This is a genomic window from Dyella terrae (assembly GCF_004322705.1).
Taxonomy (GTDB): domain Bacteria; phylum Pseudomonadota; class Gammaproteobacteria; order Xanthomonadales; family Rhodanobacteraceae; genus Dyella_D; species Dyella_D terrae.
Genome location: NZ_SIZZ01000002.1, coordinates 401,837 through 425,724, shown reverse-complemented (window position 1 = coordinate 425,724; position 23,888 = coordinate 401,837). Strand labels below are relative to the sequence as shown.

23 protein-coding genes are annotated in these 23,888 nt (G+C 64.7%); 16 read left to right on the top strand and 7 right to left on the bottom strand.

The features are described 5' to 3' along the window. Positions 1–345: 345 nt before the first annotated feature. The 3 genes from EYV96_RS12735 to groES form a co-directional block, all read right to left on the bottom strand. The gene (locus EYV96_RS12735) at positions 346–3,258 is read right to left on the bottom strand and encodes a TonB-dependent receptor (RefSeq protein ID WP_240732516.1); all 2,913 of its coding nucleotides are present in this window, start codon (positions 3,256–3,258) and stop codon (positions 346–348) included. A gap of 524 nt (positions 3,259–3,782) precedes the next feature. After that, positions 3,783–5,426: a chaperonin GroEL gene (gene groL, locus EYV96_RS12730; RefSeq protein ID WP_131151921.1), complete on the bottom strand. Its 1,644-nt coding sequence runs from the start codon at positions 5,424–5,426 to the stop codon at positions 3,783–3,785. 132 nt (positions 5,427–5,558) lie between these two features. Beyond that, complete coding sequence (gene groES / locus EYV96_RS12725) at positions 5,559–5,852, bottom strand: co-chaperone GroES (protein WP_131151920.1); 294 nt, start codon at positions 5,850–5,852, stop codon at positions 5,559–5,561. A 218-nt stretch (positions 5,853–6,070) separates the two neighbouring features. Between groES and cutA the strand changes: the two genes are divergently transcribed. Further along, a complete protein-coding gene (gene cutA, locus EYV96_RS12720) occupies positions 6,071–6,397 on the top strand; it encodes a divalent-cation tolerance protein CutA (RefSeq protein WP_131151919.1) in 327 nt (108 codons plus the stop codon). On the opposite strand, the gene pdxR is transcribed toward cutA, so the two are convergent. After that, entirely contained in the window at positions 6,384–7,817 is a 1,434-nt protein-coding gene (pdxR, locus tag EYV96_RS12715; protein ID WP_131151918.1) for a MocR-like pyridoxine biosynthesis transcription factor PdxR, read from the bottom strand. The genes cutA and pdxR overlap by 14 nt on opposite strands. 105 nt (positions 7,818–7,922) lie before the next feature. On the opposite strand from pdxR, the gene EYV96_RS12710 reads away from it, so the two are divergent. The 13 genes from EYV96_RS12710 (at position 7,923) to purH (ending at position 20,024) form a co-directional block, all read left to right on the top strand. Then, positions 7,923–8,618 (top strand): glutathione binding-like protein, encoded by a 696-nt coding sequence (locus EYV96_RS12710; protein ID WP_131151917.1) that lies wholly within the window; start codon positions 7,923–7,925, stop codon positions 8,616–8,618. Further along, the gene (locus EYV96_RS12705; protein ID WP_131151916.1) at positions 8,615–9,517 is read left to right on the top strand and encodes a DMT family transporter; all 903 of its coding nucleotides are present in this window, start codon (positions 8,615–8,617) and stop codon (positions 9,515–9,517) included. Before EYV96_RS12710 ends, EYV96_RS12705 begins: the two co-directional genes overlap by 4 nt. 96 nt (positions 9,518–9,613) lie before the next feature. Further along, the gene (locus EYV96_RS12700) at positions 9,614–11,809 is read left to right on the top strand and encodes a protein-disulfide reductase DsbD family protein (RefSeq protein WP_131151915.1); all 2,196 of its coding nucleotides are present in this window, start codon (positions 9,614–9,616) and stop codon (positions 11,807–11,809) included. Beyond that, complete coding sequence (locus tag EYV96_RS12695; RefSeq protein ID WP_131151914.1) at positions 11,806–12,345, top strand: TlpA family protein disulfide reductase; 540 nt, start codon at positions 11,806–11,808, stop codon at positions 12,343–12,345. Before EYV96_RS12700 ends, EYV96_RS12695 begins: the two co-directional genes overlap by 4 nt. A 147-nt stretch (positions 12,346–12,492) precedes the next feature. Beyond that, complete coding sequence (gene aroQ / locus EYV96_RS12690; protein WP_131151913.1) at positions 12,493–12,954, top strand: type II 3-dehydroquinate dehydratase; 462 nt, start codon at positions 12,493–12,495, stop codon at positions 12,952–12,954. Between the two features lie 60 nt (positions 12,955–13,014). Further along, entirely contained in the window at positions 13,015–13,470 is a 456-nt protein-coding gene (gene accB, locus EYV96_RS12685; protein ID WP_131151912.1) for an acetyl-CoA carboxylase biotin carboxyl carrier protein, read from the top strand. Positions 13,471–13,491: 21 nt separating this feature from the next. Beyond that, positions 13,492–14,859 (top strand): acetyl-CoA carboxylase biotin carboxylase subunit, encoded by a 1,368-nt coding sequence (gene accC, locus EYV96_RS12680; RefSeq protein ID WP_131152453.1) that lies wholly within the window; start codon positions 13,492–13,494, stop codon positions 14,857–14,859. Positions 14,860–14,971: 112 nt separating this feature from the next. Then, on the top strand, positions 14,972–15,328 hold the full coding sequence (locus EYV96_RS12675) for a hypothetical protein (protein ID WP_131151911.1): 357 nt from the start codon (positions 14,972–14,974) through the stop codon (positions 15,326–15,328). Between the two features lie 79 nt (positions 15,329–15,407). Beyond that, the gene (prmA, locus tag EYV96_RS12670; protein ID WP_131151910.1) at positions 15,408–16,304 is read left to right on the top strand and encodes a 50S ribosomal protein L11 methyltransferase; all 897 of its coding nucleotides are present in this window, start codon (positions 15,408–15,410) and stop codon (positions 16,302–16,304) included. 189 nt (positions 16,305–16,493) lie between these two features. Continuing rightward, on the top strand, positions 16,494–17,288 hold the full coding sequence (locus EYV96_RS12665; RefSeq protein ID WP_131151909.1) for a zinc-ribbon and DUF3426 domain-containing protein: 795 nt from the start codon (positions 16,494–16,496) through the stop codon (positions 17,286–17,288). Between the two features lie 161 nt (positions 17,289–17,449). Continuing rightward, complete coding sequence (locus EYV96_RS12660) at positions 17,450–17,737, top strand: helix-turn-helix domain-containing protein (RefSeq protein ID WP_131151908.1); 288 nt, start codon at positions 17,450–17,452, stop codon at positions 17,735–17,737. Between the two features lie 31 nt (positions 17,738–17,768). Next, complete coding sequence (locus tag EYV96_RS12655) at positions 17,769–18,221, top strand: GNAT family N-acetyltransferase (protein ID WP_131151907.1); 453 nt, start codon at positions 17,769–17,771, stop codon at positions 18,219–18,221. Between the two features lie 204 nt (positions 18,222–18,425). Then, positions 18,426–20,024, top strand: a complete 1,599-nt coding sequence (gene purH / locus EYV96_RS12650; protein WP_131151906.1) for a bifunctional phosphoribosylaminoimidazolecarboxamide formyltransferase/IMP cyclohydrolase — start codon at positions 18,426–18,428, stop codon at positions 20,022–20,024. A 156-nt stretch (positions 20,025–20,180) separates the two neighbouring features. Here the strand turns inward: purH and EYV96_RS12645 are convergent, their stop codons facing one another. After that, positions 20,181–21,158: a bile acid:sodium symporter family protein gene (locus tag EYV96_RS12645; protein WP_131152452.1), complete on the bottom strand. Its 978-nt coding sequence runs from the start codon at positions 21,156–21,158 to the stop codon at positions 20,181–20,183. 91 nt (positions 21,159–21,249) lie between these two features. On the opposite strand from EYV96_RS12645, the gene EYV96_RS12640 reads away from it, so the two are divergent. Both EYV96_RS12640 and EYV96_RS12635 read left to right on the top strand, forming a co-directional pair. Beyond that, a complete protein-coding gene (locus EYV96_RS12640) occupies positions 21,250–22,140 on the top strand; it encodes a LysR family transcriptional regulator (RefSeq protein ID WP_131151905.1) in 891 nt (296 codons plus the stop codon). Between the two features lie 59 nt (positions 22,141–22,199). Further along, complete coding sequence (locus EYV96_RS12635; RefSeq protein WP_131151904.1) at positions 22,200–22,904, top strand: glutathione S-transferase; 705 nt, start codon at positions 22,200–22,202, stop codon at positions 22,902–22,904. On the opposite strand, the gene EYV96_RS12630 is transcribed toward EYV96_RS12635, so the two are convergent. Then, the gene (locus tag EYV96_RS12630) at positions 22,905–23,336 is read right to left on the bottom strand and encodes an EamA family transporter (RefSeq protein WP_131151903.1); all 432 of its coding nucleotides are present in this window, start codon (positions 23,334–23,336) and stop codon (positions 22,905–22,907) included. Positions 23,337–23,345: 9 nt separating this feature from the next. Continuing rightward, on the bottom strand, positions 23,346–23,834 hold the full coding sequence (locus tag EYV96_RS12625; RefSeq protein WP_240732512.1) for a DUF2782 domain-containing protein: 489 nt from the start codon (positions 23,832–23,834) through the stop codon (positions 23,346–23,348). Between the last annotated feature and the right edge of the window lie 54 nt (positions 23,835–23,888).

Here is a 23,888-nt window from a genome sequence, read left to right as displayed (position 1 = left end):
GGACGTGGGCCCGACACCAAAAACAGCTGGTATCTCCCCGTCGGGCCGCGCGAAGCGGCCCGTTTTTTTTGGTGGGGTCGCTCACTACGTTCGCTGTGAAGTCGCCCGCTGGCGCGGGCTGTAAACGGTGAACAGTGAACAGTAAAAGCAGTCTGTGCCCTGCCCCCGCTCTTCTCCGTTTGGGGCCGCTCGCTACGTTCGCTGTGGAGTCGCCCGCTGGCGCGGGCTGTAAACGGTGAACAGGGAACAGCGAAAAGCAGCCAGTGCCCCGCCCCGCTCTTCTCCGTTTACCGTTTACAGCCCGCGCAGCGGGCGACCCCACTGCCCGCTACGCGGGCAATCTCATCAAAGCTTGTAGTTGAGGCCGAACATGATCGTGCGTCCCCAGGTGTCGTACTCCAGCGGTCGCGAGACCTGCACGCCATTAGGCAGACCGGCGATCTGGCGGGTCTTCACCGGCGAGTTGGTCAGGTTGTTCACCTGCAACAGCACCGACAGTCCGTTCCACGCGCCTTGCGAGAAGGCATAGCCAAGCTGGAAGTCGGTCTGCTTGTCTGCCAGCACTTCGGTGTAGCCGAGCTGATCGAACAGCGAAACGGCTTCGCCCGTGAACGACGAGCGATAGCGCTCGGCAATGCGCACCGACCAGCCGTACTTTTCGTAGTACAGGGCCAGGTTGGCGGTCTTGCGCGACAGTCCGGGCAACGTCGCCGGACTACCCGGGATCGACGAAATCGCACTGACCGGCAAGGTGCTGTTGGTGAGCGAGAAGTTCGCCTGCGCACCGAAACCATCCAATGCGGGCGTCAGCAGGCCAGCCTCAATGGCGCCGGACAACTCCAGGCCCTGCATCTTGCCGCCCGTGCCGTTCTGCGGCTGCGTGTAGGAGCCGTAGTTGCTTGACGGAATCAGCGTCGCATCCGGATTGGTGAACTTGGAGAAGTCATGATCCAGCACCGTCTCGTTGTAGATGTAGTTGAGCAGGTTCTTGTTGAACACTGCCGCGGCCACATAGCTCGACTTGCCGAAGTACATCTCCCACGACAGATCCGTGCCGACTGCGACGTAAGGCTTGAGCCGGGGATTGCCGCCACTGCCTGACCACAGGTTCTGCCCCGTTGCCGGACCTTCCGTCACCTTGGAAACGCTGGAGTCGCTGGCCACCTTTTCGTCATCGATACGACCGCGCGCCATGGTCTTGGCGAAGCCAAAGCGCAGGTACTGCTGGTCGGTCAGCTGCGCCACGAGGTTCAGGCTGGGAAGAATGTTGTTGTACTTCGTGCCATCTTCCAGGGTGCCAACCAGATCATTGCCGTTGGTCTGCAAGGCGGTGGACGACTGATCGGTGCGCACGAACTGCACGCCGACATTGCCGCGCAGCGGCACGTTGCCCAGCATGGTTTCGATGTTGAACTTCACGTAAGCCACCGGCACTTTCTCGCGCACGGTGTAGTTACGGCTCCAGTCGCCGCTGCCGTTGCCGGACGTCAGATAGAACTGGCTGCCGAGCGCGCCAAGCACGTCGTAGTTGAGGATGGCGGGAATGCCGCCGTAGCCGAGCGACGTGGCGCCACGCAGGTACCGCGCGTCGACCGGCACGCTGAACGCGTGCTGGTAAGTGTCGTTGTCCGAGCCATTGCCGTTGAGCCAGGCGAAATAAACGTCGGCCGACTTGGTCTTCTGGCGATCGGAGTAGTTCACGCCGAAGTCCACGGTACTGAAGATCCAACCTACCGGATGCGACAGCTGCAGGCGAATGGACTTGATGGTGTCCTTCTGGTGATCGAATTCTTCGCGCCCGTTGTAGCCATAGCCGTCGGGATCGGTGAAGACCACGGTGTTCGGATCGGCAAGGTTGGCGCCGACGTGGAAGTTCGGGAACCCGAAATTCAGTGGCGTCTGGAAGTCGACCGTGGTGGTGGCGTCGTTGGCCAGGCCGGTGAACAGGTAGGCGTCGCGCAGGTCTTTCTTGGCGCTGGAGTACGAAAGGTCGGCCATGGCGGACCAGCCATTGCCGAAGTCGACCTGGTTATTCCAGCCAGCCGAGAACAACTTGTCGTGTTCCTTGGTGTACTCGTTCTGGAGGATCGGTGCGATGTTGGTCATCGATCCGGTCGTAACGATCGGGTAGGGCTGCCCAGGGATCACGCCAACGTTGCTGTAGGTGGGCGCGCCATGCGCGTTGTACGGACCACTCGCCCACTGAGCACCGTTCATGTAGCGCTTTTCGTTGAACGTCGAGTAGTAGAGATCCAGCGTCGAGTGATAACTGTCGTTCGGCGCCCACTCGACAACCGTCATCAAGCCGTTGCGCAACTGGTTCTCAGACTTCGCGCGCAACTGCATGCCTTGCTGCGAAAGCACTTCGTCAGGCATGCCAGGGGTATGCGGACCACCCCAGTTCTGTTCGATGCCGGACGGGCCGTTGTCGACGCTCCACCACCATGGCTGGTACTGCTTCTCCTGGATCGGCGAATCAAGCTGCGCGAATCCGACGGCGACGCCAAGCGTGTGGTCGAGAAACTGGTCGATGTAGGAGAAGCTGGCGCGATGCCCCATGTCGCCCACGCCGCTGCCGGGATTCTGCTTGCCGTTGGTGGTGTATTCGCCGCGCAGGTTGGCGGCAATCGCACGCTTGGGCAGGTCCAGCGGCTTGATCGTATGCAGGTCGACGGTGCCTGACAGGCCCTGCCCGATCAGGCTGGCATCCGGCGTCTTGTATACGGCCGCGCCGCTGATCAGTTCGGCCGGATACTGGTCGTATTCGACACCGCGGTTTTCACCCACCGTGGCCTGTTCGCGACCATTCAACGTCGTGCCGGCGAAGTCAGGCGACAGGCCGCGAATGGAGATGACGTTCGCGCGACCGTCCACGCGCTGCGTGGCAAGGCCGGGCAGGCGCGCCAGGCTTTCGGCGATGCTGGCATCGGGCAACTTGCCGATGTCCTCGGCCGAGATCGCCTCGATGATGCTGTCGGAATTCTGCTTGGCCTTGAGCGAATTCTCGATGCTGCCGGCAATGCCGGTCACCGTGATTGCATCGAGATTGCTGGCGCTGTCTTCCGATTTTTTCGCGGCGGGCTTGGTCGACGACGTGCCCTGCTTCTGGTCGTTGTTTTGGCCTTGCGTGGTCGACGTTGGCTGCGCGTCCTGCGCTTGCGATGTACCTGCAACGACGATCATCAGCGCGGCGGCACAGGCCAGCGCCAAAGGACGTCGACGACCCGGTGCGAAACGCACGTCTCCCACCTGTGTCATGCGGCAATGACTCATTCTCTTCCCCGTAATTGTTGTATGAGCTGCGCCCCCTCGCAGCTGGGCCCGAAACGCAATTTCTTGCGTCGCACCACCCACCTTGGCAGGCAAATACCGGTGCGTTCTCGAAGGCGGCGGAAGCATGATCGAGAGAAATTAAGACCGCATCGTGCGACGCAACATGCTTGCGAGGCGCGCAGCGAGCTCATCGGGCGCCGCTTGGTTGCGCGAAGCCCGATGGTTGTTCCGTACGAAGTTGCGCCCTCCCGCGCAGACCGCATGACGCTGCGGATCGTGCCGAGCCGCCGCCATCAACGCGAATGATTCCGTGTCTGATTCACCCGATTTTCTTAGCTGACTCGCAACCGAACGTCGTGCACTCTCCCCTTCGTCCGTTGAGTCACAGGACGGACGCGGCGCGTGTTTTCAAACCTCGATGATCGCCTGGCAGCCGGCGAGCTTGTTTCCGGCGAGCAAAAAAAAAGCCCCGCCGAAGCGGGGCTTTTCCAGAGCCATGACGCGAGGACTTAGAAGTCCATGCCGCCCATGCCGCCCATGCCACCGGCCGGGCCATGCGAATGGCCTTCGTCCTTCTTCGGCACTTCGGTCACGGCCGCTTCGGTCGTGATGATCGAGCCAGCCACGGAGGCCGCGAACTGCAGGGCCGAACGGGTCACCTTGGTCGGGTCCAGGATGCCGAAGGCAATCATGTCGCCGAATTCACCGGTGGCCGCGTTGTAGCCGAAGTTGCCATTGCCTTCCTTCACGGCATTCAGCACCACCGACGGCTCGTCACCGGCGTTGGCGACGATGGCGCGCAGCGGGGCTTCCAGGGCACGACGGGTGATGGCGATGCCCAGGTCCTGGTCAGCGTTGGCACCCTTCAGGCCTTCGACAGCCTTGAGCGAACGGATCAGGGCAACGCCGCCGCCCGGGACCACGCCTTCTTCAACGGCTGCGCGCGTGGCGTGCAGGGCGTCTTCGACGCGGGCCTTCTTTTCCTTCATTTCGACTTCGGTGGCAGCGCCAACCTTGATGACGGCCACGCCGCCAGCCAGCTTGGCCACACGCTCCTGCAGCTTCTCGCGGTCGTAGTCCGAAGAAGTCTCTTCGATCTGCGCCTTGATCTGGCCGATGCGCGACTGGATGCGCTCAGCTTCGCCGGCGCCGTCGATGATCGTGGTGTTTTCCTTGGTAATCACCACGCGCTTGGCGCGGCCGAGGTCCGTGATGGTGGCCTTGTCGAGGGCCAGGCCCACTTCCTCGGAAATCACCACGCCGTTGGTCAGGATGGCGATGTCTTCCAGGATGGCCTTGCGACGGTCACCGAAGCCCGGCGCCTTCACGGCGGCAACCTTGACGATGCCGCGGATGGTGTTGACCACGAGGGTGGCCAGCGCTTCGCCTTCCACTTCTTCGGCGACGATCAGCAGCGGCTTGCCAGCCTTGGCGACGGCCTCGAGGACCGGCAGCAGCTCGCGCACGTTGGAAATCTTCTTGTCGTGGATGAGGATGAACGGGTCGTCCAGTTCAACCTGCTGCGACTGCTGGTTGTTGATGAAGTACGGCGACAGGTAGCCGCGATCGAACTGCATGCCTTCGACGACGTCGAGTTCGTTCTCGAGACCCGAACCTTCCTCAACCGTGATCACGCCTTCCTTGCCGACCTTCTTCATGGCGGTGGCAATGATTTCGCCAATGGCGGAATCGGAGTTGGCGGAGATGGTGCCGACCTGGGCGATGGCCTTGTCGTCAGCGGTCGGGTTGGAGAGCTTCTTCAGCTCGGACACGGCAGCCACGACGGCCTGGTCGATACCGCGCTTGAGGTCCATCGGGTTCATGCCAGCGGCAACGGCCTTGAGGCCTTCCTGGATGAACGCCTGCGCCAGCACGGTGGCGGTGGTGGTGCCGTCACCGGCGACGTCGGAGGTCTTGGAAGCGGCTTCCTTGACGATCTGCGCGCCGATGTTCTCGTACTTGTCGGCCAGCTCGATTTCCTTGGCCACGGACACGCCGTCCTTGGTCACGGTCGGGGCGCCGAAGCTCTTCTCGAGCACGACATTGCGGCCCTTCGGACCGAGGGTAACCTTCACAGCGTTGGCAAGGGTGTTCACACCCTTGAGCATGCGAGCGCGGACATCTTCGCCGAAGCGGACTTCTTTAGCGGCCATAAAATTTTTGCCTCAAAAATTTTGATTAGAAATGGTTTTGTCGTTCGAAAAGCGGTTTGGAAAGGAGCCGCAAGCGACTGGCGTGCGCGCTTTTGATCACGCGCTCAGCCCATCGCCGACGCCTTCCAAAACTCAGCCTTCGATCACTGCCACGATGTCGTCTTCCTTAAGGAAGACCAGCTCTTCGCCGTCGATCTTGATTTCCTGGCCGGCGTACTTGCCGAACAGCACGACGTCGCCTTCCTTCAGGGACATCGGACGGACGTTGCCGTCTTCCAGGATGCGGCCGGTGCCGGCAGCGATGACCTTGCCGCGCGTCGGCTTTTCGGTGGCGCTGTCGGGGATGACGATGCCGCCAGCGGAAATGCGCTCTTCTTCGAGGCGCTTGACGATGACGCGATCGTGCAACGGACGCAGTTTGCTCATGGGAAGGCTCCAGCTATGAGTGAATGGAACAAAAAAAGGTCGGACCCGGATCGGCTGCCTGACGGCGTTGTTAGCACTCAGGGTCAACGAGTGCCAATTCTAACGACGAAGCTTCCCCCGACAAAAGGGCCGATCCGATGGCTGGTTACGCTAGTGGGGTGAGATTCGGAGGGTTTCAAGGGGCGGAAACCACCCTAATCGCTGTAGGCTTCCATCCCATGACCGACGCTGTCCTGCTCTGCTACTGCACTTGCCCCGATACCAATGCGGCGGCCTTGCTGGCCGAAGCCCTGGTCGGCGAGCACCTGGCGGCCTGCGTCAACCGCCTCCCCGGGATCAGCTCGACCTATTTCTGGGAGGGCCGGGTGGTGACCGACAGCGAGGTCCTGCTGCTGATCAAGACCACCGAGGATCGCTTCGACGCCCTGCGCCAGCGCCTCCTGGAGCTTCACCCCTACCGCCTGCCCGAGCTGATCGCCGTACCCGTCAGCCAGGGTCACCCGGCATATCTCGACTGGGTCAGGGACGGAATCAAGGACCCCTGAGCGTCGCCCAGGGCTTCACGGCCCCGGCGACGTCGGTCGCCGGGACCGCCCCCAGGCCAAACAGCAGGCCTTCATGGGCGCCGCCCGCCGCGTATCGCGCCACTGGCTCAACACGCACATCGCGGAGCGCGGCCCTGGCGATCCAGTCGGCGGCAGGCACGTTGCCCGGCGTCCGCGCGGCCACATGCAGCCCGGCGTCCGACGGCCACGGCTGCCAGCCGCATTCCTCCAGCACCGCCAACAAGGCCTGCCGGCGCTCGCCGTAGATCTTGCGCATCCGTCGCACATGGCGCGCCAGGTGGCCTTCGGCGATGAAGGCGGCCAGGGTTTCCTGAGATGCGGCATCGCAATGCCAGTCAGCGGCCTGTTTGGCGGCGGCAAGCGCCGGCTGCAGCCAGGGCGGCGCGACCACGTACCCCAGGCGCAGTGCCGGAAACAGGCATTTGGAGAACGTCCCGACATAGCAGACCGCGCCCTGTGTATCGAGCGTCTGCAGCGCATCCAGCGGACGGCTGCCGAAGCGGAACTCACTGTCGTAATCGTCCTCGACAATCACCGCCGAATGCACGGCGGCAAAGTCCAGCAATTGCCGTCGCCGCTCGGGCGACATCGCCACGCCCAGCGGGAACTGGTGCGACGGCGTGACATAGATGACGCGCGTGTCCCCGGGCAGGCGCGACACCACCAGCCCTTCCTCGTCGACCGGCACGGGAGCAAGGATCGCCCCCGCCACCTCGAAGGCACGCCGCATCGGCGGAAAGCCGGGATCCTCCACCGCCACGACCGTCCGGCCCGGCGTGACCAGCACGCGCGCCAGCAAATCGAAGGCCTGTTGCGCACCGCTGGTGACGATGATGTCGCTGGGGTCGCACGCCACGGCGCGGGCAAACGACACATGCCGGGCAATCGCTTCGCGCAGCGCTGGCTGACCCTGCGCGGGGAGATACACGGCCGGCAGTCGCGACACCTGCCGCACGGCGCGCGCCGAGAGGCGTCGCCAAAGCTCGAACGGAAAGGCGCTGATGTCGGGCAGGCCCACGCCAAAATCGAAGCGAGGCGCTGCCTCCAAACTACGCGACATCGCCGGCATGCCGGCACGCCATGCCGGCGCCAGGCGCCCGTCATCAAGCGGATGGGCCGAGGGTCTCAGCACGCGCTTACCGGCCAGGTCGGCCACGTAGTGCCCCGAGCCTTGTCGCGAGGCCACGTAACCCTCGCTCGACAGTCGCTCGTACGCTGCGACGACCGTATTGCGCGACACCCCAAGCGCCGCAGCCAGTTCGCGACTGGGTGGCAGGCGCAGCCCGGCCTTGAGTCGCCCGTCCAGGATCGCCGCCCGCAGCTGGCCATGCAGCGCCGCCAGCTTCTGGCGCGAGCCCGGCGAAGGGAGGTCCAGCGGGATGTCCAGGGAATGGGGCATGGAAGGGGGCACTGATTGGACCTCAATCATTCATGCAATCTGGATCTTTTGCCAGTCCAATCGTCAGCCTAGTCTGAGCTCCCCGCCCATCCCTGGTGCCGCCCCATGATCGACTTGTATTTCGCCCCCACGCCGAACGGCCTGAAGATCAAACTTTTCCTGGAAGAAACCGGCCTTCCCTATCGCTTGCATACGATCAGTCTGAGCAAGGGCGAACAGTTCGCGCCGGCATTTCTCGCGATCTCGCCCAACAACAAGATTCCCGCCATCGTCGACACCGACCCGGTCGACGGCGGTGCACCGCTGAGCATCTTCGAATCAGGCGCCATCCTGCAGTACCTCGCCGGGAAAAGCGGCCAACTGATGCCGCCTGACCTGCGCGGGCGCACCGAGGTGATGCAATGGCTGTTCTGGCAGGTGGGCGGCCTGGGACCGATGGGTGGCCAGGCCGGGCATTTCCGCGTGTATGCCCCGGAAGAAGTACCCTACGCGATCGATCGTTACACGCGCGAAGTCACGCGCCTGTACAGCGTACTGGACCGTCGGCTGGCCGATCGCGACTACCTCGCCGGCGACTACTCCATCGCCGACATCGCCTGCTATCCCTGGGTGGTGCCGCACGAAGCGCATGGGCAATCGCTGGATGCGCACCCGAACCTCGCGCGCTGGTTCGATCGCATCAGCGCACGCGCCGCCACGCAGCGCACGTACGAAGGCGTGGAAAGCACTTACACAACGCAACGAAAGACGCTGAGTGACGAAGAGCGCCGCACGCTCTTTGGACAGGCCGGCAAGCCATGAAAACCTCCGATATCGGCAACCTGCTGGCACTCGGTGCGCTGTGGGGCGGCTCCTTCCTTTTCATGCGCATGGGTGCCGGCGAATTCGGCGGGATGGCGCTGGCAGGCATGCGCGCGCTGGTGGCTGGCGTGTGCTTCGTACCCTTGTTCGCGTCGGCTGCGCGCCGCACCGAAATGCGCCAGCACTGGCGGGCGATCACCGTGGTCGGCATCACCAACTCCGCGCTGCCTTTCGTGTTGTTTGCCTATGCCGCTCTCGTGCTGCCAGCGGGCTTGTCGGCCATCTTCGATGCGATCACCCCGTTGCTGGTCGCCGGCAGCGGCTGGCTGTGGCTGAAGGAGCGACTCAGTCGTTCCCAGCTGGCTGGATTGCTGCTCGGGTTTGCCGGCGTGCTGTGGCTGATCGGCGATAACGTGCATATCGAGGGCAGCATGCAAAGCGTCCTGGCCTGCCTCGCGTGCGTGGGCGCCACGGTCTGCTACGCCTTTTCGGTCCACTACAGCCGACGGCGCCTGGCGGCCGTATCGCCGCTCGCATCGGCCGCGGGCAGCCAGATCGTGGCAGCCATCGTCCTGCTGCCGCTTACGGTGGCGGCCTGGCCGGCCACGTCACCCGGCGCGAGCGCCTGGGGCGCCATGCTCGGACTGGGTGTTGCCTGCACCGCTATCGCTTATGTGATGTTCTTCCAGCTGATTGCCCGCGTCGGCGCCGCGCGCACGATGACCGTGCTTTACCTGATCCCGGCCTTCGGCGTGCTCTGGGGCTGGCTCTTCCTCGGTGAAACCTTTTCGGCGGCCATGGGTCTGGGTTGCATCGTGATTCTGGCCGGAACGGCCCTGATCTCGCGTCCGGCGCGAATCGGTAACCGGAACGGGGTCCAGGTCGAACCCAGTATGTAGGGACCGGATGACGCAGCAGCGGGCGTCCGGGCCACACTGGGCCATAATCGGACGAATGCCTGCGCCTTCGGGCGGGCACCGCAAGCTGGAGATTTCATGCGTCGCTTTTCCCTTGGCCGCTGGGCCGCATCGATCGTCGTGACCTTTGCCGCGCTGGCGGGCGTTTCGCCCGCCATGGCGCAGGACGACGGCCTGTTGCCGGTGACGGAGGCCTACAAGCTCAGCGCAGACACCTCCACGCCAGGCGTCCTGAAGCTGCACTGGGAGATTGCGCCGGACTACTACCTCTACCGGGGAAGGATGAATTTCAAACCCGGCGAAGGCGTCTCCCTGGGCGAGGCCCAACTGCCGGATGGCGAGAAACATCACGACGAATACCTCGGCGACGTGGAGACGTACCACCACGGCGTCGACGCGAGCATCCCCTACACCCTGGCGCCCGGCACCGACCGCCTGCGCGTGGCCGTGCGCTACCAGGGCTGCCACGAAGTCGAACCGAAGATCTGCTATCCGCCGCATACCGAGCAACTGGATCTCGACCTCGCCACGGCAAGTGCCGGCGACGCCAGGCCCACCTCGCTCGGCGCCGCGCTCGGCGGGCTTTCCGGCAGCAAGGGAAGCGCCGGTGATGGCGCGCCGCTGCCGCCGGAACAAGCCTTCCGCCTGGAGGCGCTTGCCTCGTCGCCGGGTCAGCTGCTGCTGCGCTGGACCATGCCCAAGGGCTACTACCTCTACCGCGACCAGACTGCCCTTACGCTCAAGAACGCCGATGGCCTCACGCTCGGCAAGCCGGCGTGGCCGGCGGGCGAGACCAAGGAAGACCCGCAGTTCGGCAAGGTGACGGTGTTCTTCGACGAAGTCGACGTCCCCGTCGCCGTGCAGGGTTCGCTCGATGGTCGCAGTCAGCTTGAGCTGGAAGCCAGCTTCCAGGGCTGCCAGGACGGCGGCCTGTGCTATCCGCTGATGACCCGTGCGCTGAGCATCGATCTGCGGGGCGGCGCGACGTCGACGGGCACGGCGGTCGCCGGCCCCGCGCCGCAAGCCCGTCCGGTGGAAACTCCGCCGGCAAGCCTGGGCATGAGCCTGGTCTCGGCCTTGCTCCTCGCACTCGCCGGCGGGCTGGTACTCAATCTCATGCCGTGCGTGTTGCCGGTCCTGTCGATCAAGGCCGTGGGCCTGATCGAAAGTGGCGAAAGCCCCGCGCGCCGCCGACGTCATGCGCTGGCTTACAGCGCGGGCGTGTTGATCAGCTTCGTGGCGCTGGGCCTGCTCGTGGTGACCTTCAAATCCGCATGGGGCGCACAGCTGCAGAACCCTGCCGTCGTTGCGGTGCTGGCGCTGGTCATGCTCTCGGTGGGCCTGTCGATGTCCGGCGTGGTGCAGTTCGGCGCCTCGCTCGCCAATACCGGCAGCTCGCTTGCCAACCGTTCGGGCCTGGCGGGCGACTTCTTCACCGGCGTTCTCGCCGTGGTGGTCGCCAGCCCCTGCACAGCGCCCTTCATGGGCAGCGCCCTGGCGTACGCGTTCGCGGCGCCGGCATTGCATGCCTTGCTGGTGTTCTTCGCGCTGGGGCTGGGCCTGGCCCTTCCGTTCCTGGCCGTGGGCTTCGTCCCTGCGGTCGCCCGCCTGCTGCCGCGGCCGGGTGCATGGATGGAAACGCTCAAGCAGGTGCTGGCCTTCCCGATGTACCTGGCCGCCGCATGGTTGGCCTGGGTGCTCGCCAACCAGCGCGGTGCCGACGCGGTCGGACTGCTGCTGGTGGCCGCCGTCCTGCTGTCGATGACGTTGTGGTGGTTCGAGCGCAGCCGTTACCGCAGTGGCGGCAAGCGTGCGCTGGTGCTGGTACTCGCCCTGCTCACACTGGCGCCGCTGTATTACCTGGCGCGCCTGCCGGCCATCGTCAGCGCCAGCGATGCGGCGGATGGCTATGTGCCATTCACGCCGGAGAAGCTTGCCGAACTGCGCAAGGCCGGCACGCCCGTCTTCGTCGACATGACGGCCGACTGGTGCATCACCTGCAAGGCCAACGAACACGCCGTGCTCAACACCGCCGACTTCCGTGCCCTGCTCGACCGCACCGGCGCCGTCTACATGAAGGGTGACTGGACCAATGAAGATCCGGCCATCACGGCGTTCCTGCAGCAGTATCACACCCCCGGCGTACCGCTTTACGTGGTGTTCCCGGCGGATGGCAGCGAGGGGCGACAGCTGCCGACGGTGCTGACCTCGGCGATGGTCCGCGAGGCACTGGAGGGCGCCGGCAAATCCGCCGCCTCGGCCCAGGCGCCATGAAGAGCCACTGGGCCATCGTTGCCCTGGCGGTCGTGGTCGCCGCCGGTGGCGCGTGGCTCCAGCATGAAAGCCGCAAGGCCCACCTGCCCGATGGTGTACAGGTAGCGAACGTCGGCGATGTCCGACCGGATCTTGCCCTGCGCGGCGTCGACGGCACCGAGCATCGTCTGTCGGCATTCCACGGGCAACGCGTGCTGCTCAATTTCTGGGCGAGCTGGTGCGGACCCTGCCTCGATGAAATGCCGGCACTGGCCCGCGCGCAGGCCAAGTTCGGCGATCAGGCCGTGAACGTCGTTGGCATTGCCATGGACGACCCGGCCAACGTGCAGGCCTTTCTCGCCGCCCACCCGGTGCCCTATCCCATCCTGCTCGGTGAGCTGGCCAGCCCCAGCACCTCGCTTCGACTGGGCAACGTCGGCGAAGTGCTGCCTTACAGCGTGCTGCTGGATGCGAACGGCCGCATTCTGGCCACCCGACGCGGCGTACTCGACGAGGCAACGCTTAACAAATGGCTCGCCGCCTCATCGGCGCCCTGAAGCGGTTTGCGCCACATACGCTGCCGCACGGTTTAACGCCCGCTTCTCCTTCAAACATCGCCGAACTGCGCCGAACTGGACAACATCCCCGACTGCGAGCACACTGCCGCCCGTTGCCGGGTACCCGGCTGCAGCCAAGGTGTGCGAGTGGCAAAGATCCTGGTCCTCCACGGACCCAATCTGAATCTGCTGGGTAGCCGCGAGCCGGAGGTGTACGGTCGCACGACGCTGGCCGACATCAACGCCACGCTGTCGAACCGCGCCACCGAAGCCGGCCATGCGCTGTCCTGGTTTCAGTCCAACGCCGAGCACGAACTGATTGGCCGCGTGCACCAGGCGCGCGACGAACAGACGGCGCTCATCCTGATCAACCCCGGCGCCTTCACCCACACCAGCATCGCCCTGCGCGACGCCCTGGCGGCGGTGAACATCCCTTTCATCGAGCTGCACCTGTCCAACGTGCACGCCCGCGAGCCGTTCCGCCATCACTCCTACCTGGCCGACCTGGCCGTGGGGGTCATCTGCGGTTTCGGGCCCGACAGTTATTACCTGGCGCTGGAGGCCGGCATCAGCCGTCTCGACCGCGCCGCGCCCGCACCGGCCGCCTGAGCCGGTTCGACCGACATTCCATTCCCGCCGCCGTGCGGCACCAACTTAAAGGTTTGACCGATGGACCTGCGCAAGATCAAGAAACTGATTGACCTGCTTGAGGAGTCCAACCTCGCCGAGCTGGAAATCAAGGAAGGCGAAGAAGTGGTTCGCCTCTCGCGCGTACCCAAAGGTAGCGTGACGGTCGCTCCCGCGCCGGTCGTTGCCGCCGCTCCGGTGGTAGCCGCCCCGGTCGCCGCCGCGCCGTTGGCAGAAGCTCCGGCCGCCAACGCGCTGCCGGCCGGCCACGTGGTCAAGGCGCCGATGGTCGGCACCTTCTACGCCTCGGCCAGCCCGGGTGCTGCCGCGTTCGTGAAGGTCGGCCAGCAGGTCAAGGCCGGCGAGACGCTGGGCATCATCGAAGCGATGAAGATGTTCAATCAGATCGAAGCCGACGTCGCCGGCACGGTCGCCGCCATCCTGATCGACAACGGCCAGCCGGTGGAATTCGACCAGCCGATGTTCGTGATCGCCTGAGCGGGCTGACCCATCATGCCCATGCTCGAAAAAGTCGTTATTGCCAACCGCGGCGAGATCGCGCTGCGCGTCCTGCGCGCATGCCATAGCCTCGGCATTAAAACGGTGGCGGTGCACTCCACCGCCGACCGCAACCTCAAGCACGTCGGCCTCGCCGACGAGTCGATCTGCATCGGCCCGGCGCCTTCGGCAGACAGCTACCTCAACATCCCCCGCATCATCGCCGCGGCGGAAATCACCGACGCCCAGGCCATCCACCCGGGGTACGGCTTCCTGTCTGAGCGCGCCGATTTCGCCGAGCAGGTTGAGCAGAGCGGCTTCATCTTCATCGGCCCGACCGCGGACGTGATCCGCCTGATGGGCGACAAGGTCGAAGCGATTCGCGCCATGAAGGCCGCCGGCGTGCCGTGCGTGCCTGGCTCGGGTGGCCCGCTGGGCGACAACCCGGAAGAGAACATCCGCATCGCCCGTGACATCGGCTACCCGGTGATCATCAAGGCGGCGGGCGGTGGCGGCGGTCGCGGCATGCGCGTCGTGCGCACCGAAGCCCATCTGGCCAACGCCATCACCATGACCAAGCAGGAAGCCAAGGCAGCTTTCGGCAACGATCAGGTGTACATGGAGAAGTTCCTGGAAAATCCGCGTCACGTGGAGATCCAGGTGCTCGCCGACGGCCAGGGCAATGCCATCCACCTCGGTGAGCGCGACTGCTCCATGCAGCGACGTCATCAGAAAGTGGTTGAAGAAGCACCGGCTCCGGGCATCACCCCCGAACTGCGCGCGCAGATCGGCAAGGTGTGCGTGGAAGCCTGCCTGCGCATCGGTTATCGCGGCGCCGGCACTTTTGAATTCCTGTTCGAAGACGGTCGCTTCTACTTCATCGAGATGAACACCCGCATCCAGGTGGAGCATCCGGTGACCGAACTGATCACGGGCATCGACCTGGTGCGCGAACAGCTGCTCATCGCCGGTGGCGAAAAGCTGTCGATCAGGCAGGAAGACATCGTCCTGCGCGGCCACGCCATCGAGTGCCGCATCAACGCGGAAGACCCGGACAACTTCCTGCCGAGCCCCGGCACCGTGAAGCGCTTCGAAGCGCCGGGCGGCCCCGGCGTGCGCGTGGACACGCATCTGTACGACGGCTATCGCATTCCGCCGAACTACGATTCGATGATCGGCAAGCTGATCGTGCACGGCCCGGATCGCGAAACCGCCATCGCGCGCATGCGCCTGGCCCTGGCCGAAACAGTGATCGAAGGCGTGAAGTGCAACATCCCGTTGCAGCAGCGCATCATGGCCGACGTCGGCTTCCAGCACGGTGGACAGAACATCCACTACCTGGAAAAGCGCATGGCCGAGCAAAAGGAAAAGGCGGCCACCGGCGGCTGATCCTTCGCCACCGTGCCGTTACCACGCGAAGGGCGCACATCGTTGCGCCCTTCGTGTTTGATCGACCCACGAAACGCATCGCCCTCGCCCGCCTCGCCGTAAACTCAAGCGCATGTCCGAACTGCTCACCTTGCAACAAGCCATCCACGCTTTCGACGAGGCCGCCGCCGACGGTGACGGCTGGGACCGCTACGCATGGGTGTATCTGCGTGGCGACATCACGCAGGCCAGTTGCCGCCTGTTCCTCTCGCATGCGGGCGACGAGGACGAAGCCTTCGACGACCACGCCGGCGAACCCATGCCCGCCTTCGCCGCACGACACGGCCTGCGCCATTTCCTCGAAGCACACGACTTCGCCGAAGTGCTCGCCGTGGAGCGGCGTCAAGACCCGCAGGCTTCGCAGGCGCAGATCGCCCGCGCGCTGTCCCTGTACCGCCGGCGTGGTGGCTTCGTGGTGGGCGAAGACTGAGCCGCTGAACCCCGTTGCGAGCCTCGGGCAGCCAGATGCGCCACAATACGCCTCCATCCGCTGATCCCTCCCCTCGCTCATGCCCTGGCTCGAACTCTCCCTGACCGTCCGCGCGGAACAACAGCCCCGCGTGGAAGAAGCACTCGACGACCTCGGCGCACTGAGCATCACGCTGCAGGATGCGGACGCCGAAACCCCGGACGAACAGGCCATCTTCGAACCCGGCGTGGGCGAACTGCCCCTGTGGCCGACCATCACGCTCAACGCACTGTTCGAGGACGGCACCGACCGGCGCGGCCTCACCGAAGCGCTCGGCGAACTGCTGCCCTGGCTCGAACCGGACCAGCTGGCGTTCCGCGACGTGGCAGATGAAGACTGGGAACGCGCCTGGATGGATCAGTTCAAGCCGATGCAGTTTGGCAGGCGCCTGTGGATCTACCCGTGGAACATCGAACCGCCGGCGGACGACGAAAACGTCGTGGTGCGCCTGGATCCGGGCCTGGCTTTCGGTAGTGGCACGCATCCGACCACCGACCTCTGCCTGCAATGGCTCGACGGCCTGGACCTCAAGGGCAAGACGCTGGTCGACTACGGCTGCGGCTCAGGCATCCTCGCCATCGCCGCGCTCAAGCTCGGCGCATCGTCGGCAGTAGGCGTGGACAACGATCCGCAAGCCCTCACCGCATCGGCCGACAACGCCGAACGCAATGGCGTCGCCGAACGCCTGGCGCTGTTCTTGCCCGAAGACATCGAGCCGGAACCGGCCGACGTTTTCATCGCCAACATCCTCGCCGGCCCGCTCGGCGAACTGGCGCCGACGTTCGCCGCTTCCGCACGACCCGGCGCGCCCTTCGCCATCTCCGGCATCCTCAACGGCCAGCAGGATGAACTGCTGGCGCGCTATGCCGAATGGTTCGAGGACTTGCGGGTGGACATACTCGAAGACTGGGTCCGGATCAGCGGCGTCCGGAAGTGAAGCCGGCGGCTGGCGCCGCCGGGTGGATCGCTCGCTGTGCTCGCTGTGAACGGTAAACAGTAAGAGCGAAGTGCGCAGCCCGGCTTTTACTGTTCACTGTTCACCGTTTACAGCCCGCTTTGCGGGCGATCTCACAACAACCAAAGCTCGCCGCTTCACCCCAAGCGGCGACTCAACTAGTCTTCCCCCATGTACGCGCAATGCCCTGACTGCCTGACGGTGTTCTCCATGGACGCCGAAACCATCGCGCAAGCGCGAGGGTTGGCGACGTGCGGGCATTGCGGGATTGAGTTCGATGCACTGACAACGCTCAGCAGCCATCTGCCGCCGGAGCCGTTCCAGGAGTTGCCGGTGCGCGCGCTTTCGGGCGGCATTCCGCAGCTTGAGTCCGCCGTCTACCGTCCGCGGCCGGAACCACCGGCCATCGCAGAATCGACCAGCACCCACGAACCCGAAACGGGTGAGGACTTCACGCAACTGGTCTTCGCACCCAAGTTCGTCCAGCGCACCCGACGCGACCGGCGCTGGCCCTGGGTGCTGGCATGCCTCGTGCTGCTCATCCTGCTCGGGATCCAGCTGGCATGGGCCAAGCGCGAGGCACTCGTCGCCGATGCAACGACCGGACCATGGTTGAAACAGGCATGCAGCTCGTTGGGATGCCAGTTGCCCCTGGTGCGCGATACCGAAAAGTTGCGCCTGTTGGCGCGCGATGTGCAGGCGCATCCTTCCGTGCCGGGCGCGCTGTTGATTACCGCTACCGTGAGCAACGATGCCGACTTCGACCAGCCATGGCCGGTGGTCGCCGTCACGCTCTCCGACGTCAACGGCAAGCGCCTTGCCATGCGCCGCCTGCGTCCGCTCGAGTACCTGGGCGATGGCGCATCGGTGCAACATGGCCTTGCCGCTGGCAGCACGGCTGCACTGGTGCTGGAAGTGGACGACCCCGGCAACAAGGCGGTTGCCTTCGAGTTCAGCTTCGAGTAGGCGAAGCGCCTAGGAAACTCGCCTCTTAAAATTCTCGGGTCACGAGGGTACACTCGTCCCTTCGTCTGCTGCACCCGGCGTTCCATGCGAGCCGCCGCCCGCGGTATCAGCCATAAGCAATGAAGCGGCCCATGCAGTCGCTTCGTAGAACGTGAGGGGAAATGTCCGTGAACGCCGTAAGACTGCCTGCCACCGAGGCCGCCAATGAGACCTCGTCGCAGAGCGCGTTGAGCGAATGCGTCAGCCGCACCGTCCGCCGTTACCTCGCCGACATTGGCGATACGGAATGTGACGAGGGTCTGCATGCGCTCGTCATTCGCGAAGTCGAAGGCCCGCTGCTGCGCGAAGTCCTCGCCTGGCACGACGGCAACCAAAGCCGTGCCGCCGCTGTTCTCGGAATCAATCGCGCTACGCTGCGCAAGAAGCTCGCCGCCCACGGCTTGCTTTGATCGAAGCGGGCGCTCCATCCTGGCGCCCGTCATGAAACACTCCAAGCACTCCATTCGCACCGCCCTCCTCAGCGACCACCCCGAACTGTTCCGGGTATGGGAGAGCGCCGTGCGTGCCACGCATCATTTCCTTGCCGAGGAAGACATCGTCTTCTTCCGCGCCATGCTCCCGCAGGCCTTTAGCCTTCTGGACGTCCAAATGATCAACGATCGTGACGGCGCCCTGGGGTTTATCGGCACGCACGGCCATCGCATCGAAGCGCTTTTTGTCGACCCCGGCCATCATGGCCAGGGCATCGGCCGCCAGTTGCTCGACCACGTCATCGCCACGGCGCCCGGAGCGGCCTGGGAGGTCGACGTCAACGAGCAAAACCCGCAGGCAGCTGGCTTCTACGAGCACTATGGGTTCCGCCAGGTGGGGCGTTCGGCCCTGGACAGCAGTGGCCGTCCCTTCCCTCTGCTTCATCTTGCGCTGAAGCGATGAATTCGGCGGCTGCGCCGCCTGTGAGGCCGGCCGCTTTGCGGCCTGTGAACGGTGAACAGGGAAGAGCGATGAGGTTCCCGCGGCCTGCTTTTCCCGTTTACAGCCGCGCAGCGGCGGCTTTACAGGGCGCATAGCGCCCGGCTTCACAGGCGCGCAGCGCCGGCCACCCGCTATAATCGATAGTCCCCCAGTAGGATCAAAGCCATGTCCACTCCGATCCGCCGCGCCTTGCTCAGCGTCTCCGACAAGACCGGCCTCATCGACCTCGCGCGTCGCCTTTCCGCCAAGGGCGTGGAGCTGCTCTCCACGGGCGGCAGCGCCAAGGCCATTCGCGATGCGGGCATTCCGGTAAAGGACGTCAGCGACCTCACGGGCTTCCCGGAGATCATGGATGGGCGCGTCAAGACACTGCACCCGAAGGTGCATGGTGGCCTGCTGGGCCGTCGCGGCACCGATGATGCCGTGATGGGCGAACTGGGCATCCAGCCGATCGACCTGCTGGTGCTGAACCTGTATCCCTTTGAAGCCACCGTCGCCAAGCCCGGCTGCACGCTGGAGGACGCGATCGAGAACATCGATATCGGCGGTCCGGCCATGCTGCGCTCGGCGGCGAAGAACTGGAACGACGTCGGCGTGCTTACCTCGCCCGACCAGTACGACGCGGCGCTGTCCGAAATCGAATCGATCGGCGGGCTCAATCGCGGCACGCGCTTCAAGCTTGCCGTGGCCGCCTTCAATCGCGTGTCGAACTACGACGGCGCGATCAGCGATTACCTCTCGGCGCTGACGCTGGACGAATCCCACGAAGCCATCGCAGGCCATGCCGCGTTCCCGGACCAGGCCAACGGTCGCTTCGTGAAGGTGATGGACCTGCGCTACGGCGAAAACCCGCACCAGCAGGCGGCGTTCTACCGCGATTTGCATCCCGCGCCGGGCACGCTGGCCACGTTCCGCCAGCTGCAGGGCAAGGAACTGTCGTTCAACAACATCGCCGACTCCGATGCCGCGTGGGAATGCGTGCGCAGCTTCAGCAAGCCGGCCTGCGTCATCGTCAAGCACGCCAACCCGTGCGGCGTGGCAGTGAGCCTGGAAGGCATCGGCAAGGCCTATGACCTGGCCTACCAGACCGACCCGACCTCGGCTTTCGGCGGCATCATCGCCTTCAACCGCGCCGTCGACGGCGCCACGGCGCGTGCCATCGTCGAACGCCAGTTCGTCGAAGTGGTGCTGGCACCGGGCTACGACGAAGACGCCCTGAAGGCATTCGGCAAGAAGGCCAACGTACGCGTGCTGGTGATTCCGGCACCGGAACATGGCGATCTGTCGACCGCGCATCCGGGCAACGATTGCCGCCGCGTAGGCTCGGGCCTGCTGATCCAGACCGCCGACCGCGGCATGGTCACCGCCGACGACCTGAAAATCGTTACGCGTCGCGCGCCGACCGAAGCCGAAATCAACGACCTCATCTTCGCCTGGAAGGTCGCCAAGTACGTCAAGAGCAACGCCATTGTCTACGCCCGCGACCGCCAGACCATCGGCATCGGCGCCGGCCAGATGAGCCGCGTCTACAGCGCCCGCATCGCCGGCATCAAGGCCGCTGACGAGGGCCTGGAAGTGCGTGGCTCCGTGATGGCCTCCGATGCCTTCTTCCCGTTCCGCGACGGCATCGACGCCGCCGCCGCCGCAGGCATTCGTGCCGTCATTCAGCCCGGCGGCTCGATGCGCGACGCGGAAGTGATTGCCGCGGCGGACGAGCACGACATGGCGATGGTGTTTACGGGGATGCGTCACTTCCGTCATTGATTAGCGGCGGCGGTGCCGCCTGTGAAAGTGAACGGTGAACAGTCAACGGTGAACAGTTAACGGTAAGAGCGGGAAGAGCGGAACGCCGCTCTGCTCTTACCGTTTACCGTTCACAGGTCGCGCAGCGGCCGACATCTCTGCAAGCGGCCCGCAACGTCATTCATTGCGCCAAGCCACCGGCCGCGCAGCATACTTGCGAGCAAGGACCGCGCACGTCATCAGCTGGATCTGATGGAAAAGCATGATCGGCAAGACGATCGTGCCAAGCGGGTGGCCGGCGAAAAGCACTTTGGCCATCGGCACACCACTGGCAAGGCTCTTTTTGGAGCCGCAGAACACAATGGTGATCTCGTCTTCGCGCTTGAAACCCAAGGCGCGCGATCCGTAGCGCGTGATCAGCAGTGCAAGCGCCAGCAGGATCGCATCGACGATGAACAAGCCACCGAGCACGGGCACGGGAATCTCCTTCCACAAACCCTGCAGCACCGCCGCACTGAAAGCCGTATAGACCACCAGCAGGATCGAGCCCTGGTCCACGAAAGTCAGCATGGCGCGATGGCGGGTGACCCAGCCACCGATCCAGCGCTGTGCGATCTGGCCGGCCACGAAGGGCACCAGAAGCTGCATCACGATGGACCCCACGGCGCCCCAGGACATACCCGCCTGCCCGTGCGATTCCAGCATCAGGCCGGTCAGCAGGGGCGTGATGAAGATGCCCAGCAGACTCGACGCGGATGCCGCGCAGATCGCGGCCGGAATATTGCCGCGGGCCATCGACGTAAACGCGATCGAAGACTGCACCGTCGACGGCAAGGCGCAGAGAAACAGTACGCCGAGATAGAGATCCGGCGTAATCAAAGGTTGCAGCACGGGGCGCAAGGCGAAGCCAAGCAGGGGAAACAGCACGAAGGTGCTCGCCAACACCACCAGATGCAGACGCCAGTGCGTGATGCCGGCGACCACCGCTTCGCGCGAGAGCTTGGCGCCGTGCAGGAAGAACAGCAGCGCGATGGCGATGTCCGTCAGCACGTTGAACACGGAGGCGGCACTGCCGCGACATGGCAGGAAGCTCGCCAGCAGCACGGTGACGATCAGGGCACAGGTGAAGCGGTCGGGAAGAAAGCGGCGAAGCATGGCCGGGCGACATATCGGAAAGGTGCCCATTCCAACGTCCCCGCATTCATAAATCAAATCGTTTTATCGGATTCATTGATACACTTGGCGCATGAATGTGAGTTTGCGCCAGCTCCGCGCCTTTCTCGCCGTGGCCCGTCTGCAGCATTTCCGACGCGCCGCCGAACACCTGCACCTGAGCCAGCCGGCCGTCAGCCGGCACATCGCCGAGCTGGAGTCCGAGCTGGAGGTGCGCCTGTTCGACCGCAATACGCGCGAGGTGGTGCTCACCGATGCGGGTCGCTATCTCCAGGGCGCCGTCGAACGCGTGCTGGATGAGCTCGAAGGCGTGCTTGGACAGGTGCATTCGGAAGGTCAGCGGCGGCATGGCAAGGTCCGCGTCGCCGCCGTGCCCACCTTGTCGGCGGGACTGATGCCCGAGGCGATTGCGCGTTGCGCGGCAACCTATCCCGAGCTCACCGTCCAGCTGCACGATCTGGTTCAGACGGACGCACTCATCAGCGTGAGCAATGGCGAAGTGGATTTCGGTGTCGCCATTGAACCGGCCGACCGCGAGACATTCGACTGCACCACCATCCTGCACGATCCGTTTGTATTGGTTTGCCGCACGGATCATCCGCTCGCTTCACGCAAAAGCGTGACCTGGAAGTCGCTGCGCAACGAAGCGCTCGTGCTGCTGGACCATGCTTCGGGCAGCCGCCGCCTGATCGACGAGCAGCTTGTCGCTCATGGAGTCGATGCCAAGGTTGTGCAGCAAACCGGCCATACGCTGACCGCCTTCCGCATGGTCGAAGCCGGCCTTGGCATCACCGTCACGCCCGCACTTTCCCTGCCCGCGCCGGACGCGCTCGCCGTCCGCCCCCTGACGCCCGTCGTCCATCGCGCAGTGACCCTGGTGAAGCGCCGCCATCGATCGCTGTCACCCGTCGCACAACGCGTGTGGGATCTCATTGCGGATGCCGCCCGTTCGCACACGCGCTGACGCCGACGGGGAATTCATCCGCCTCTTCGTACCGTCGATCCTCCTTGCGGAGATCGACCATGCGCTACGAGCTCTACTACTGGACGGGGATCCAGGGACGCGGCGAGTACATACGGCTGGCCCTGGAAGATGCGGGGGCTGACTACATCGATGTCGCGCGCGAAAAAGGCGACGACGTCATGATGCCTTTCCTGCGCGGCAAGCAGCCCGGCTTGCGACCGTTCGCCCCACCTTTCCTCAAAGCCGGTCGCCTGTTGATCGCGCAAACGGCCGAAATCCTGATGTACCTCGCCCCGCGCCACGGCCTGGTCGGCGCCAGCGAAACGGCGCAATGGCAGGCTCACCAATTGCAGCTGACCATCAGCGACTTCGTCGTGGAAATCCACGACACCCACCACCCGATCGCGGCAAGCCTTTACTACGAAGACCAGCGCGCGGCGGCGCGCAAGCGATCGCAGGATTTTCGGGAGAACCGGATACCCAAGTATCTGGGCTACTTCGAGGATCTGCTCGGCAAGCAGCGCGGCGCGCACATCCTGGGCCGCCACACGTATGTGGATCTGTCGCTGTTTCAGCTGATGAGCGGCCTGGATTACGCCTTCCCCAACGCCATGCGTCGCAGCAAGTACCCGCGCCTGCGCGCCGTCCAACAGCGCGTTGCGGAACGCCCTCGCATCGCGGCCTACCTGGCCTCGGAGCAACGGGTTCCCTTCAATGAGAGCGGCATCTTCCGCCACTATCTGGCGCTGGATGACCCGCGCTGATCAGGCCCAGGCAATCACGATGGCGCCAGCCAGAATCAGCCCGCCACCCACCAGCACCTGCCAGCTGGCCTGCTCACCCAGGAACACCAGGCCGAACACAATCACCAGCGCAACGCTCAGCTTGTCGATCGGCGCCACCTTGCTGACCGGCCCCAATTGCAGCGCGCGGTAGTAGCAAAGCCAGGACAGGCCGGTCGCGACACCGGAAAGCACCAGGAACACCCAGCTGCGCATGGGCAGATCAGTCGGCCGCGCCCATTCCTGACGCAGGCTCAGGATGCCCGCGGTGACGAGCAGGATGACGATGGTGCGGATAAAGGTGGCGAGATTCGAGTTGAGTCCCGCCACGCCGACCTTGCCAAACAAGGCCGTGAGCGCGGCGAAAAACGCCGAGCCCAGCGCGAACAGCAACCAGCTTTCGCGCAGGTTCACGAGGGCGACTTACTTGCCGTTGCCCTCGGTCGCCGGCGGGCTCTTGCCCCACTCCAGCACCTTGTACATGACCGGCTTCACCGGATCCCGCGGGCCGCTCTTCTGCCACTTGCCCTGGGCGTCGACCATGTAGGTCTGCGGGATGCCACTCTTGGGCGTGACCACCACCATGTAGAGCATGCCGCTGCGGCGGTATTCCTGGATGGTCTCCTCGCCCTCGGTGCGTACGGTGACTTCCGGTGCGGCATCGCCATTGGCGTCCGTCGCGGCCGGCTTGGCGGTCTGGGTCGTCGCCGAACCCTGCGTCGCGGGCAACTGGGGCACCTTGTCGTTGATCGGCTTGGCCGGCGTCTTGGTGGCGGGCTTCGGCTTGACGCCAGCATCGTTCATGCCCGGCGGCGGCGGGGCCGGCGGAAAGGATTGCGGGGAGGACTGCGCGAACACCGGCGATGCCGCCAGGGCTCCAATGACGACCAGACACGCAATGGGCTTCATCATGATGCATACCTCCTGAGGGACCCCGATCTTAGCAGCGTGAACGGAGCCTTCCGT